Source organism: Streptomyces sp. NPDC057697 (genome assembly GCF_042799335.1).
In the GTDB taxonomy this organism is placed as follows: domain Bacteria; phylum Actinomycetota; class Actinomycetes; order Streptomycetales; family Streptomycetaceae; genus Streptomyces.
In genome coordinates, this window is record NZ_JBHVJA010000002.1 from 489,147 (window position 1) to 502,847 (window position 13,701).

Annotated in this window: 12 protein-coding genes; 6 read left to right on the plus strand and 6 right to left on the minus strand. The window is 73.2% G+C overall.

The window, feature by feature from the left end:
- Nucleotides 1-79: 79 nt before the first annotated feature.
- Nucleotides 80-931 (minus strand): arylamine N-acetyltransferase, encoded by an 852-nt coding sequence (locus tag ACFVFH_RS07230; protein ID WP_383764583.1) that lies wholly within the window; start codon nt 929-931, stop codon nt 80-82.
- A gap of 293 nt (nt 932-1,224) precedes the next feature.
- Here ACFVFH_RS07230 and ACFVFH_RS07235 point away from each other — a divergent pair, with 293 nt between their 5' ends.
- On the plus strand, nt 1,225-2,085 hold the full coding sequence (locus ACFVFH_RS07235; protein ID WP_383764586.1) for a serine protease: 861 nt from the start codon (nt 1,225-1,227) through the stop codon (nt 2,083-2,085).
- Nucleotides 2,086-2,158: 73 nt separating this feature from the next.
- Here the strand turns inward: ACFVFH_RS07235 and ACFVFH_RS07240 are convergent, their stop codons facing one another.
- Entirely contained in the window at nt 2,159-2,965 is an 807-nt protein-coding gene (locus ACFVFH_RS07240; RefSeq protein ID WP_383764589.1) for a TetR/AcrR family transcriptional regulator C-terminal domain-containing protein, read from the minus strand.
- Nucleotides 2,966-3,049: 84 nt separating this feature from the next.
- Between ACFVFH_RS07240 and ACFVFH_RS07245 the strand changes: the two genes are divergently transcribed.
- Nucleotides 3,050-3,886: a siderophore-interacting protein gene (locus ACFVFH_RS07245; RefSeq protein WP_383764592.1), complete on the plus strand. Its 837-nt coding sequence runs from the start codon at nt 3,050-3,052 to the stop codon at nt 3,884-3,886.
- Here ACFVFH_RS07245 and ACFVFH_RS07250 read toward each other — a convergent pair.
- Nucleotides 3,881-5,512: an amidohydrolase family protein gene (locus tag ACFVFH_RS07250; RefSeq protein ID WP_383764595.1), complete on the minus strand. Its 1,632-nt coding sequence runs from the start codon at nt 5,510-5,512 to the stop codon at nt 3,881-3,883. The two genes, ACFVFH_RS07245 and ACFVFH_RS07250, sit on opposite strands and share 6 nt — an antisense overlap.
- 141 nt (nt 5,513-5,653) lie before the next feature.
- Complete coding sequence (locus tag ACFVFH_RS07255) at nt 5,654-6,961, minus strand: alanine racemase (protein WP_383764598.1); 1,308 nt, start codon at nt 6,959-6,961, stop codon at nt 5,654-5,656.
- Nucleotides 6,962-7,090: 129 nt separating this feature from the next.
- Here ACFVFH_RS07255 and ACFVFH_RS07260 point away from each other — a divergent pair, with 129 nt between their 5' ends.
- The 4 genes from ACFVFH_RS07260 (at nt 7,091) to ACFVFH_RS07275 (ending at nt 10,933) form a co-directional block, all read left to right on the plus strand.
- Nucleotides 7,091-8,170 carry a sugar kinase gene (locus ACFVFH_RS07260; RefSeq protein ID WP_383764601.1) on the plus strand — a complete coding sequence of 360 codons (1,080 nt, stop codon included), beginning with the start codon at nt 7,091-7,093 and terminating at the stop codon, nt 8,168-8,170.
- Nucleotides 8,167-8,925: an IclR family transcriptional regulator gene (locus tag ACFVFH_RS07265; protein ID WP_383764604.1), complete on the plus strand. Its 759-nt coding sequence runs from the start codon at nt 8,167-8,169 to the stop codon at nt 8,923-8,925. The genes ACFVFH_RS07260 and ACFVFH_RS07265 overlap by 4 nt, the downstream gene beginning before the upstream one ends.
- A 6-nt stretch (nt 8,926-8,931) precedes the next feature.
- Entirely contained in the window at nt 8,932-9,342 is a 411-nt protein-coding gene (locus tag ACFVFH_RS07270) for a RidA family protein (protein WP_356480669.1), read from the plus strand.
- 115 nt (nt 9,343-9,457) lie between these two features.
- Nucleotides 9,458-10,933, plus strand: a complete 1,476-nt coding sequence (locus ACFVFH_RS07275) for a GntP family permease (RefSeq protein ID WP_383764607.1) — start codon at nt 9,458-9,460, stop codon at nt 10,931-10,933.
- A gap of 231 nt (nt 10,934-11,164) precedes the next feature.
- Here the strand turns inward: ACFVFH_RS07275 and ACFVFH_RS07280 are convergent, their stop codons facing one another.
- Together ACFVFH_RS07280 and ACFVFH_RS07285 are read right to left on the minus strand one after the other, a co-directional pair.
- Nucleotides 11,165-11,674, minus strand: a complete 510-nt coding sequence (locus ACFVFH_RS07280) for a hypothetical protein (protein WP_383764610.1) — start codon at nt 11,672-11,674, stop codon at nt 11,165-11,167.
- Between the two features lie 241 nt (nt 11,675-11,915).
- Entirely contained in the window at nt 11,916-13,652 is a 1,737-nt protein-coding gene (locus tag ACFVFH_RS07285) for a chitinase (RefSeq protein ID WP_383764612.1), read from the minus strand.
- Nucleotides 13,653-13,701: the final 49 nt, after the last annotated feature.

The window sequence follows — 13,701 nt, forward strand, 5'->3', positions numbered from 1 at the left end:
CGGGTGAGATGCGCCACGACCCCGGAGCCGCCGGAGGGGCGAACCGGCCACCCCGCCGTCCGGCGCACGGTCCGTCCCCTCACTCCGGCAGACGGGTGCCCGGGGGTACGCGGATGCCGAAGCGGTCCGCCAGTACGCGCAGCACCTCCGCCCCGTCCCGCAGCTCCCGGACCTCGCGGGTGCCGTCCGGCGCCGTGGCCGTGAGGGTGCGGCCGGTCAGCGACAGGTGGGAGTCCGGGGTGGTGCGCTGGGCGTACAGGCGGCGGCTGAAGGGGGAGCGCGGGTTGGTCGCGATGTGCCAGTTGATCACCTCGTAGTCCGGTGCCTCGAAGGGCTCCACCGTGAAGGCGTACTGGGACTCCCACGCCCCGCCGGGGGTGTGCGCCTGGAGCTCCCACCGGGCGAGCGGCCCGTCGTGCGGGGTGTTCACCAGCCGGTGGCGGCGCGGGGCGTCGGCCACCTCGGCACCGGCGGCCAGCGGGACCGGCTCCAGCAGCGCGCCGACGGAGCCGAAGCCGACGTCCGCGAGGTACGGGGTCGGCTCGCCCGGCACCTCCGCCAGCATCAGCATGTGGGTGCGCGGCCGGATCTCCCCGGGCCCGGCGCCCACCACGACCCGGGCGCAGAGCAGCGTGATCCGGAAGCCGAGCGCGGTCAGCGCGGCGGCGAGCAGCGTGTTGTGTTCGTAGCAGTACCCGCCGCGCCCGCCGCGCACGAGCTTCGCCTCCAGGTCCGCGACCGCCAGCGAGGGCGCGCTGCCCAGCACCGGGTCCAGGTTCTCGAAGGGGATGCCCAGCGCATGGGCCCGGTGCACGGAGCGCAGCACCCGCGCGGTCGGCCGGCGCTCCCCGGCCCAGCCGATGCGGGTGAGATAGGCGTCGAGGTCGAGGGCGGGGCGGGGGCCGGTTTCGGCCGCGTGGTCGGAGGTCATGTGCCGACCGTACGGGGGCCGGGGGCGAGCGTCGCCGCAGGGCCGGGCCACCGGGCGGCGCGGCTTCGCGCGGGTCCCCGGGGAGCGGTGCGCCGACGCGGGGCACGGGCCGGTCGGTGCGCGTGCGCGCCGCGCGGGCCGTCGGCACAAGCGCCTCTCGCGCCCGAACGGCTTGAAACCGCCCCTTGTGGGGGTCCCTTCGGTGCGCCAACATGCGCATGTCAAATCCGAAGGCAACTTCGGTGGGCCGGGGCCATCAGGACCCTGCCCAGGTCACTTGAGGGGACCCCCACATGAAGAAGCCTCTCGTCGGTGCGCTGTTCGCCGTACTGCTCCTCGGGGCAGGCGTGGCGCCCGCGACCGCCGCAACCGGCCACGAAGCGGCCGCGCCCACCGCGGTCAAGGAGAAGGTCAGGCCCAAGGCGGTCAACTTCGCCGGGACCGTGGCGCTCAGCAACTGTTCCGGCTCCGTCATCCGCACCCCCGACTCCCAGCCGGGCGACCACGCGCTGGTGCTCTCCAACGGGCACTGCCTGGAGACCGGAATGCCGGGCCCCGGCGACGTCGTGTTCAACCAGCCGTCCTCCCGCAGCTTCACCCTGCTGAACGCCTCGGGCAGCGGCGTCGGCACCCTGCGGGCCAGTAAGATCGCGTACGGGACGATGACCGACACCGACATATCGGTGTACCAACTCACCAGCACCTACGCCCAGATCGAGAGCACCTACGGCATCAAGGCGCTGGAGCTCGACACCGCGCACCCGGTCCAGGGCACCGCGATCACCGTCGCGTCCGCCTACTGGAAGCGCACCTACTCCTGTAACGTCGACGGCTTCGTCTACCGCCTCAAGGAGGGGGACTGGACCTTCAAGGACTCGGTCCGTTACACCTCCGCCTGCCAGACCATCGGAGGTACGTCCGGCTCCCCGGTGATCGACAACGCGACCGGCAAGGTCGTCGCCGTCAACAACACCGGCAACGAGGACGGCGAGCGGTGCACGGAGAACAACCCGTGCGAGGTCGACGAGAACGGCAATGTGACGGTGCGCCAGGGCATCAACTACGCCCAGGAGACGTACGGCATCGTGCCGTGCATCGGCGCCGGCAATGTCTTCGACCTGGACCGTGCGGGGTGTGCCCTGCCCAAGCCGTGACGCGCTGAACCCGTCGCCGCCGCGGTGCCCACCGGGTGCCGCGGCGGCGGCTTGTCCGGGCCGGGCGGCGTGCTCAGGTCCCGGACGCGCCCGCGCGCCGGACCGCCGTCCCGATCCCGTCGAGCAGCACCCCGAGCCCGGCTTCGAACGTCTCCCGCGCCTCCCGCTCCAGGTACGGCACGGCCCCCTCGTCCGGCCGCGGCGGGGCGGACCCGGTCTCCATGGCGGCCAGACCCGGATAACGGTCCGCGAAGTCGGGGGCCACCTCGCTCAGCAGTGCCGAGCGGGCGAACCACCACGCCTCGTCCGACTCGCCCGTCTCCGCCGCGGCCTGCCGCGCCTCGGCGACCGTCCCGGCGCAGCCGCGGACGAAGTGGGTCAGCGTACCGGCCAGCCGGCGCAGCGCCCGCGCTTCGAGCCCGGTCGCGGCCAGCAGACGCACCAGGGTGTCCAGCCCCGCGTAGGCGTGCGGCCCGAGGACCGGGCGGGCCTGGGAGACCAGGAGCACCCAGGGGTGGCGGAGGTGGAATTCCAGCGTGTCCCGCGCCCAGCGGGTCAGCCCCGTACGCCAGTCGTCGGTCCCGTCGTACTCCGTGGGCAGCTCGGCGTGGACCGCGTCGTACATAAGGTCCAGCAGTTCGCTCTTGCCCGGTACGTAGGTGTAGAGCGCCATCGCGGTGCGGCCGAGCCGCTCGCCCACCGCGCGCATCGACAGCGCGGCCATGCCCTCCTCGTCCGCGACGGCGATCGCGGCGGTGACGATCGCGTCGACGCTCAGCCCCGGCCTGGGGCCGGGGCCGGTCCGCCGCTCCGGCTGCTCGGCGCGCCACAGCAGCGACATCGAACGACGGGCGTCGCCCTGTCCGGCAAAGACCACCACTTGCAACTCCTTACGACGTAAAGTAACTTCGCCCGGGTAATTCCTTACGACGTAAGCTATCAGTGGGAGAGGGTGGGAGCCGCGATGGGGCAGGCATTGACCGTTTCGTACGTGCGGGTCGTCGGCGTGGAGCGGATCACTCCGCGGACGGCCCGTATAGCCTTCGCCGGGGACGCGCTGGCGGAGCTCATGGAGGACCGGCCCGACCAGCAGATGAAGCTGTGCTTCCCGAGGGCGGGGCAGACGGTGCCCCGGCTGCCGGAACCGGACGCCGACGACGCCTACGGCATGCGGTGGTACGAGGCGTACCTCGCGATCCCCGAGCCGGAGCGCCCGCCGATGCGGAGCTTCACCGTTCGCGGGTACGACCGCCGGCTGGACGTGATGACGGTCGACTTCGTGCTCCACGGGGACGACGGGCCCGCCGCCCGCTGGGGCCGGGACGCCCGGCCCGGCGATGTGCTCGGCATGGTCGGCCCCTCGTCGCTGTACGCCCGGCCGCTGCCCGCCGCCGACTGGCTGCTGCTCGCCGGTGACGAGACGGCGCTCCCCGCGATCGGGACCCTGCTGGAGTCCCTGCCGCCCGGGACGCGGGCGCTCGTCCGGGCCGAGGTCGCCGACGCGGCGGAGGAGCGCCCGCTCGGTGACGCGGACGTCCACTGGGTGCACCGGGACCGGGGCGGCTCGCTGGTGGACGCCGTGAAGTCGGCCCGGCTGCCCGCCGGTTCCGGGGCCGCGTGGCTGGCGGGCGAGGCGGGGGCGGTACGGGCCCTGCGCCGCCATCTGGTCGAGGAGCGCGGGCTGCCCCGGGAGGCCGTGCGGTTCGCCGGGTACTGGCGGCGCAGCCTCACCCAGGACGACGCCCCGACCGAGGAGGACCTGGCCTGGGCGAAGGAGCAGGCGGGGGAGGGGGCCTCATAGGCGGCGCCGGGCGCTCCCCGTACCCCGGACGGCCCGGCCCGCCAGGACCTGGGTGCGGCGGCCGTCCTCGATGACGAACCGGCCGTCGATCAGCACATGCGGGATGCCGGTCGGCAGGGTGCGCGGCTCCTCGAAGGTGGAGCCCGCCGCCACCGTCGCCGGGTCGAGGAGGACCAGGTCGGCGCGGTACCCCTCGCGGACGTACCCGCGGTCGGCCAGGCGCAGCCGCCGGGCCGGGCGCGAGGTGAGGTGGGCGACGCACTCCTCCAGCGACAGGATGCCCAACTCCCTGACGTACCGCCCGAGATACTGCGGGAAGGTGCCGTAGGCGCGCGGGTGCGGCTTGTCGCCCTGGAGGATGCCGTCGCTGCCCCCGGTGTGCACCCGGTGGCGCATGATCTCCCGCACGTTCTCCTCGTGGCCCACGTGCTGGAGGATCGTCGGGCCGAGCCGGTCCTCGACGAGCAGCCTGCGCGCGGTCGCCCACGGCGCCTCGCCACGCAGCCGGGCGGACTCGGCGACCGTGCGCCCGACGTGGCCGGCGAGGGCGGGCGTGCCGACCCCCGAGATCTCGATGGTGTCCCACTCGATCGGCACGCCGTGGCAGCCGTCCGAGCCCAGCTCCTCCAGGTGGTGCCGGATGCGTTCCGCCGCCGCGTCGTCCACGAGCCGGGCGAGCGTGGGCACGGGCCCGCCCTCGCTCGCCCAGCTCGGCAGCATCGCGACGAGCGTGGTGCAGCCGGGGGTGTACGGGTAGGTGTCGAGGGAGATGTCGGCACCCGCGTCGAGCGCCTCGTCGAGCAGGGCGAGCAGCTCCGGGGCGCGGCCCTTGTTCACCCCGAAGTTCATGGTGGCGTGGGCGAGGTGGAGGGCGCAGCCGGCGTTCCGGGTGAGCCGCACCATCTCCTCGTACGCGCCGAGCGCGCCCGCCCCGTACGAGCGGTGGTGCGGGCAGTAGTAGCCGCCGTGCTCGGCCACCACCCGGCACAGCGCGGTGAGTTCGGCGTCGTCGGCGTACATGCCGGGGGTGTACGTGAGGCCGGAGGACATGCCGACCGCGCCTTCCGCCATGCCCTGGGCGACGAGCGCCTTCATCCGGTCCAGTTCGGCCCCGGTGGCGGGCCGGTCCTCCCAGCCCACCGCGTACATCCGGACCGTGCCCTGCGGGACGAGGTAGGCGGCGTTGACGGCGATGCCCCGGCCGCCGAAGTTGCGGTCCAGACGGTCCAGGTACTCGCCGACCGTGCGCCAGTCGAAGTCGATGTCGTCGCCGCTGCCGTTCCAGCCGGTGATGGAGCGGCGGACCTCGGCGAGCGTCCGGTCGTCGACCGGGGCGTACGAGATGCCGTCCTGGCCGAGCACTTCCAGGGTGACGCCCTGGGCGGCCTTGGCGCTGTGGTCCGGGTCGCGGAGCAGCGCGAGATCGCTGTGCGCGTGCATGTCGATGAAGCCGGGCGTGAGGACGAGCCCGTCGGCGTCGAGGGTCCGGCGGCCGGAGGGGCGGGGCCCGGGGGAGTCCTCGGGGCGGATCTCGGCGATCCGGCCGTCGGCGATGGCCACATCGGCACGGCGGCCGGGGCTGCCGGTGCCGTCGACGACGTGGGCGTTGCGGATGACCAGGTCCATGGGGGCTCCAGTTCAGGCCCTCCGGCGCCGGAGGGGCAGGTCGGCCCCTCCGGCGTTCGAGGAGCGGGGGTCCGGGGGCGTGGCCCCGGGACCGGGGCAGGGGCGGGGCGGGGGAGGCGGCCCCGCCCCGCCCCGCGGGCGTCAGAAGAACGTGCGGATGTACTCCGTGACCGTGCCGTCCGCCGCGACCAGCGGGATCAGCTGCCACTTGTCGAAGCTGGTGCACGGGTGCGACAGGCCCATCCCCACCCAGTCGCCCACCTCCAGCTCCGCGCCCGGCTCCGTACGCACCCACGCGTGCTGGTCGGACAGACCGCTGACCGAGACGCCCGTCGCGGGCCGGACCGCGCCGTCCCGGCCGGACCGCACGACCTGAGCCTCGGGCAGGTCGAGGTCGTACGCCGCGTCCCGCTTGCCCGCGTTGAGGAACGCCTGCTCGGCCGTCGGGCGCGACACGACCTGCGCCCACAGCCGGAAGGCGGGCTGGAGCTCGCCCTCCTCCGGCACCCGGTTGAACGGGGTCAGATGGCGGTAGTGGCCGTCGTCGTGCGAGACGTACGCCCCCGAGCGCAGCAGCTTCAGCACCGGCGCCGACAGCTCCGGGATCTCCGCGAAGACCTCCGCCACCGCGTCGAACCACGCGCTGCCGCCCGCACTGATCACGATCTCCCCGCCGGCCGCGGCGAAGCGCCCCGCGCGGTCGAAGGAGACGGCCAGCGCGACGAGCCGGCGCAGCCAGTCCCGTACCCGCTCGCCGGAGGCGTCCGGCACCTCGCCCTCGTAACCGGCCACGCCCACCAGCCGCAGCGTCCCGGCCGCCGCCACGGCGTCGGCCACCGCCGCGCACTCGGCCTCGGTACGGACACCGGTGCGCGCGCCCTCGCCCGCGCCCAGCTCCACCACGACGTCGACGGGGCGGGAGGCGCCCGCCGCGCCCAGCGCCTCGTCCATCAGCTCGACGCCGCGCACCGAGTCGACGTAGCAGACGAAGCGGAACTCCGGGTCCGAGTCCAGCTCCCCGGCGATCCAGCGCAGGGCCGCGGCGTCGACCAGCTCGTTGGCGAGGAAGATCCGCCGGATCCCGTACGCCCGGTAGACCCGCGCCTGGTGGGGGACGGCCGCGGTGATGCCCCAGGCGCCGTGCTCCAGCTGGCGGGCGAAGAGCTGTGGGGACATGGAGGTCTTGCCGTGCGGGGCGAAGGCCAGCCCATGGCGCTCCGCGTACGTCTCCAGGAGGGCGAGGTTGTGCTCGACCGACTCGGCGGACAGCGCGAGCACCGGGGTGGTGAATCCGCCGGTGAAGAGGTTGCGCCGCTCGGCGGCGAGGGCGCCGACGGTCAGGCCCTCGGCGTCGGGCGGGAGCGCCTTGAAGCGGTGGTCGACCAGTTCGTCGGCAAGTCCGGACACGGGACGGGCGGCGGCCAAGGGGGTCTCCTCGCTCGAAGTCATCGTTGCATCATATGCAACACCCATTGCGTATATCGCTCACCGCTGTCTAACATCCGAGCCGACGCCGGGTCAATGGCAGGTATCCCCGGCACGCCCCGAACCGCCCCACCGACCCGCGAGGAGCCCCGAGTGTCCGGAACCCCGGCCAGGACCGCCGACGCCGCCACGGCCACCGAGGTCGTGTGCCTCGGCGAGTCCATGGTGACGTTCCTGCCGTCGCAGCCCGGACGCCTCGCCGACGTACCCGCCTTCGGCCGCGGCATCGGCGGCGCCGAGTCCAACGTGGCCTGCGCGCTGGCCGCCGCCGGGCACCGGGCGGCCTGGGTCGGCCGGGTCGGCGCGGACGGCTTCGGCGACCATCTCGTCGAGGCGATCGCGGGCTACGGGGTCGACACCTCCGGCGTGCGGCGCGACCCCGCGCGGCCCACCGGGATCTACTTCCGCACCGCGACCGACCGGGCCACCGACGTGCACGAGGTCGCCTACTACCGGGCCGGGTCCGCCGCCTCCGCGATGTCCCCGCACACCGTCCCCTACGCCTCGCTGCCCAGCACCCGGGTGCTCCACCTGTCCGGTATCACCGCCGCCCTCTCCGCCGACTGCCTGGACCTGCTCCACGACCTGACCGCGCCCCGCCCCGGCCGCCCGCTGATCTCCTTCGACGTCAACCACCGGCCGGGCCTGTGGCGCGGCACCGACGCGTCCCCCACCGTCCTCCTCGACCTGGCCCGCCGCAGCGACCTGGTCTTCGTGGGCGAGGACGAGGCGGCGGAGGCGTGGGGGCTGACCGGCGCGGCGGCGGTCCGCGCGGCGCTGCCGGAACCGTCCGTCCTGGTCGTGAAGCGCGGCGCGGACGGCGCGACGGTCTTCTCGGGCGCCGACGGCATCCCCGGTCCGGGCGGCGTCCCGGGCGCCGACGACATCACCACCGTTCCCGCCCTCCGGGTGGACGTCGTCGCACCCGTCGGCGCCGGTGACGCCTTCGCCGCCGGGTTCCTCTCCGCCACCCTCCGCGACCTGCCCGTGCGCGACCGCGTCCGGCACGGCCACCTGATGGCCGCGGCCGTCCTCACCGTCCCCGGCGACCTCACCGCCCCGCCGTCCCGCGCGCACGCCGACGCCCTTGCCGCACTGGACGACGAGGGCTGGGGGAGACTTCGACTCGGCCCCGGCTGGACGGGGGACGACCAGGAGGTACGTACGACATGAGTCAGACCGTCGACCGGGCGCTGAGCATCCTGCCGCTGCTCGCCCGGGGGCCCGCCGACCTCGGCCAGGTCGCCGAGCGGCTCGGCGTCCACAAGTCCACGGCGCTGCGCCTGCTCCGTACGCTCCACGAACACGGACTCGTCTACCGCCAGCAGGACCAGCGCTACCGCCTCGGCGCCCGCCTCTTCGCCCTCGCGCAGGAAGCCGTCGAGAACCTCGACGTACGGGAGATCGCCCACCCGCACCTCGTCGAGCTCAACGAGAACTGCGGGCACACCGTCCATCTCGCGGTGTACGAGGAGCAGGAGGTCCTCTACATCGACAAGGTCGAGAGCCGCTACCCGGTCAGGATGTACTCGCGGATCGGCAAGCCCGTCGCGATCACCGTCGCCGCCGTCGCGAAGCTGCTCCTCGCCGACCTCACCGAGCCCGAGCGGCGCACCATCGCCGAGAAGCTCGACTACCCCATGTACACGTCCCGTTCGACCCCGAACGCCGGCGCGTTCCTCAAGGAGCTCGCCGTCGTCCGCGAACAGGGCTGGGCCACCGACCTCGGCGGCCACGAGGAGTCCATCAACTGCGTCGGCGCCCCCATCCGGGGTGCGGACGGACGGGTCGTCGCCGCGATGTCGGTCTCGGCACCCAACGTCGTCGTCACGGCCGAGGAACTCCTCACCCTGCTCCCGCTGGTGCGCCGCACCGCCGATTCCATCAGCCGGGAATACTCCGGCACCCCCCGACCCAAGAAGGCCTGAACTGTCATGACCGAGAAGACCGCCCTCACCCCGAGCACCCACACCACGCCCCCCGCGAAGTTCTCGCACGGGGTGAAGAAGGGGAACATCCTCCAGGTCGCCGGCCAGGTCGGCTTCCTGCCCGCCGTCGAGGGCCAGGCACCGACCCCCGCCGGTCCGACGCTGCGCGAGCAGACCCTCCAGACCTTCGCCAACGTCAAGGCGATCCTGGAGGAGGGCGGCGCGAGCTGGGACGACGTGATGATGATGCGCGTCTACCTCACGGACGTGGACCACTTCGCCGAGATGAACGAGATCTACAACGCCTACTTCGGCGAGCAGGACCTCAAGGCCGCCCCCGCCGCCCGCACCACGGTCTACGTCGGCCTCCCCAAGGGCCTGCTGATCGAGATCGACGCGCTCGCCGTCCTCGGCTGAGCCGGCTGATCCACTTGCCGCATCCGCACCGCCGCACCACCGGCACGGCGCCCCACCCCGTGGGGGCGCCGTGCCGCGCTCCCCCACACCCGAAACCGCCGCCACGGAGTCACGCATGCTGCTCGCCGCAACCCCACCACCGGCCGAGACACCGCCCCACACCGGTGGCATCCTCCCGCTGGTCGACGGCACCGCCGGTCTGCTGACCGTCGCCGCCCTCGGAATCGCGCTCCTCCTCTTCCTGATCATCAAGGCCAGGCTCCAGCCGTTCGTCGCGCTGCTCGCCGTCTCCATAGCCGTCGGCCTGGGCGCCGGTCTCTCCGTGACCGAACTCTTCGGCACGGTCCAGAAGTCCGCCGCCGTCTCCGTCATCGAATCCGGCATGGGCGGCATCCTCGGCCATGTGGCGATCATCATCGGGCTCGGCACGATGCTCGGTTCGATCCTCGAAGTCTCCGGCGGGGCCGAGGTGCTGAGCAGCCGTCTGCTCGACCTCTTCGGCGAGAAGCGCGCCCCGCTCGCCATGGGCCTCACCGGCCTCATCTTCGGGATCCCGGTCTTCTTCGACGTCGGCATCTTCGTCCTCGCGCCGATCGTGTACGCGGCCGCCAAACGGTCCGGCAAATCGATCCTGCTCTACGCGATGCCGCTGCTGGCGGGGCTCTCGATGACCCATGCCTTCCTGCCGCCGCACCCGGGCCCGGTCGCCGCCGCCGGACTCTTCCACGTCTCCCTCGGCTGGGTCATCCTGATGGGCGCCGTCGTCGGCATCCCGTCCGTCCTCGCCGCCTGGGGCTACGCCGCGTGGATCGGGAAGCGGATCTTCGTCGCCGTCCCGCAGGACATGGTCGAGGCCGCCGAGGAGGCCAGGGCCGCGGTCGTCGCCGAACAGCGGGCCGCCGGGGTCACCCCGCGCGAGGAGCCGGTCGCGCTCTCCACCGTACTGGCGATCATCGGCACCCCGCTGGTGCTGATCCTCGCCGCGACGTTCTCCTCCATCGCGCTGGACCCCTCCACCCCGCGCTCCGTCGTCGAGTTCTTCGGCAACCCCTTCGTCGCCCTGACGATCGCGCTGGTGCTGGCGTACTACCTGCTGGGCATCCGCCGCGGCTGGTCCCGCAAGTCCCTGGAAAAGGTGTCCACCTCGTCCCTGAAGCCGGTCGGCAACATCCTGCTGGTGGTCGGCGCGGGCGGGGTGTTCGGCGCCGTCCTCAAGGCCAGCGGTATCGCGGACGCGCTCGCCAAGACCTTCGACGACGTCGGCCTGCCGGTCATCCTGCTCGCCTGGCTGATCTCCGTGGTGCTGCGCGTCGCCCAGGGCTCGGCGACGGTCGCCATCGTCACCACCGCGGGCATCGTCGTCCCCCTGGTCGAGGGGCAGGACCTGTCGCAGGCCCATCTGGCCCTGATCATCATGGCGATCTCGGCCGGTTCGATCTTCGCCTCGCATGTGAACGACGGCGGATTCTGGATGGTGTCGAAGTACTTCGGCATCTCCGAACGCGACACCCTGAAGTCCTGGACGGTCCTGGAGACGGTCCTGTCGATCGCCGGCTTCGCGGTGGCGGCGCTGCTCAGCCTGGTCATCTAGCGCGTGTGCCGAAAGCGGCGTCGTCCACACGGCGGACGGGACCTCCGGCACACGCCCCGGGCGCCCCGTGGCCCTGACACCGCACCCGCGCGGACACGGTGTCAGTCGGTGGCCCGTGCTCCGGACGGGGCGGGGGCCACCGGCGGCCCGTGGCCCGGCGGCCCGTGGCCCGGCGGCCCGCGCCCCGGACGGCCCGCGCCCCGGTCGGGGCGGGGGCCTCCGGCGGCCCGCTCACTTGCGGGCGAGCGCGGACCGCACGGCCTCGGTGTCCGTGCGCCCCGCGTCGACGAGGGCGACCGCCTGATCGACGAGCCACGTGCCCCGCTCCCCGGGTACGAGCCGCAGCGCGGTGTGCAGGGTGCCGGGCTTCCCCGTACCGGTCTCCAAGGTCACCCGCAGTCCGATCCCCGCCGGGTGCGGACCGAAGGCCGGGATCTCGACCGCCTCGCCGGTGCTCACCCGCGCGTCCGAGTAGGCGCCGAGCCGGGGCGCACCGGTGATCTCGACGCACTGCGCCAGGGTGTTCGCCCCCCAACTCCGCCGCAGCCGTTCGGTCCGGCCCTCGCAGGCGGCCTCCCAGTCCTGATCCACCGAGGCCCGCTGATAGGCCCGTGCGGCGGCGGTCGCGGCCGCCGCGCGCTCCTCGTCCCCGCCACCGCCACCGGTATCGCCGCAACCGGCCGGCGGCAGGACCGCCACCATCACGGCCATCGCGGCGACGCGCCCCGTTCGAGCAGCCACGTCCAGTCCCCCTCCTCCACGTCGGCGCGCCCCGGCGCCGTTCGCAGGATTACAGCACGGGGCCCGGGACCCGGCGATCAGCCGGAGCGGCCCGGAGCGGCCCGGAGCGGCCCGCCCGGCCGAGCACCGCACCGGGCGTCCCGCGCCGTACGTGCAGCAGCGCCGCCGGGGGAGCGGCGGCGCTGCTGGTCACTGATGCCGGCCGGTGGTCGCGGCGGGCGGCGCGGGCGGGATCAGGTGGTTACGGCAGGCCGTGCACGTGCGGGCCGACCGCGTTGGACCAGGCGTTGCCCGACTTGGCGTCCCAGGCGGTCGACCAGGTCATCGCACCGCGGATGCCCGGGTACGTCTTCGAGGGCTTGAACGAACCGCAGTTGGTGCCGGAGGCCAGGCAGTCCAGGGCCGCGTTCACGACCGACGGGGCGACATAGCCGCCGCCCGCGGCGCTGGTGGAGGCGGGGACACCGAGGCCGACCTGGGACGGGGCGAGGCCGCCCTCCAACTGGATGCAGGCGAGCGCGGTCAGGAAGTCCACCGAGCCCTGCGAGTAGACCTTTCCGTCACAGCCGAGCATCGCGCCGCTGTTGTAGTACTGCATGTTGACGACGGTCAGGATGTCCTTGATGTTGAGCGCCGTCTTGAAGTACTCGCCACCGGTCGACTGCATGTCGATGGTCTGCGGGGCCATCGTGATGACCAGGCCGGAGCCCGCCTTCTGCGAGAGCGAGCGCAGTGCCTTCGTCATGTACGTGGAGTTGAGGCCGTTCTCCAGGTCGATGTCGACACCGTTGAAGCCGTACTCCTGGATGAGCGAGTAGAGCGAGTTGGCGAAGTTGGTCGCGGAGGCGTCGCTGTTGACCGAGACGGAGCCCTTCTCGCCGCCGACCGAGATGATGACGTTCTTCCCGGCCGCCTGCTTCGCCTTGATGTCGGCCTTGAACTGGTCGACGGTGTAACCGTTCAGGCCCGCCGTGTCCAGGTTGAAGGTGACGGCACCCGGGGTGCCCGTGGCATCGGCGAAGGAGACCGCGATGATGTCGTAGTTCGCGGGCACGTCGCTGAGCTTCTGGACGGTCGCGCCGTTGTTGAAGTTCTGCCAGTAGCCGGTCACCGCGTGCTTGGGCACGGAGGTACCGGGGTTGGGGTTGCCGCCGCCCTCCTTGGCCGTACGGCCGCTCACCGTCGCGGACTTGACCGACTCACCGGCCGCGTTGGTGGCCGTCACCGCGAACTGGTACGCCGTGTCGGCGGTCAGTCCCGTGACGGTCGCCGAGGTCCCGGTGGCTGTGGTCGCCTTCTGCCCGTCCCGGTAGACGGTGTAGCCGGTCGCGCCGGACACCGCGTTCCAGGACAGGGCCACCGAGGAGGAGGTGGTCGTGCCCACCGCGAGTCCGGCCGGGGCGGCCGGGATGCCCGGCTCCGGGTCGGTGCCGCCCCCGCCGTCGGGGCCGTTGACCGAGACGTCGTCCACCAGATAGGCGGCCTGCCCGTACCAGCCGTGCGTGTAGATCTCGACCGAGGTGGTGCTGGGGCCGGTCTTGAAGCTGGTGGTGAGCTGCGTCCAGGCACCGGAGCCGGGGGACCAGGTCGACACGTCGGTGGTCCCGGTGCCGCTCGCGCCGAGGTACGCGTACCCGCCCTGCACCCAGGAGCTGAGCGAGTACGTCGAGTTGGGCTTCACGGCCACGGTCTGGGAGCACCGGGCGGTGTCCTGGCCGGACGGGGTGGCCTTGAGGGCGGCGGTGCCGCCGTGCACGGGGGAGGAGACGGTGGCACCGCTGCCGCCGGAACAGGTCCAGTTGGCGAGCCCGGACTCGAAGCCCGCGTTCTTGGCGACGTTGATGTCGGCGGCCTGGGCGTTTCCGGCGAGACCCGTGAGGGTCAGCGCGCCGGCCGCGAGGACGGCGGTGGCGGCACCGATCCGGACCCGGCCGCGCCGCCCGTGGATTCTGTGGCCGCTAAAGGGGGAACGTTCCACTTGCTGCCTCCGTGGGGGAGTTGGGGATGCCTGCCGGGAGTGCCGGGAG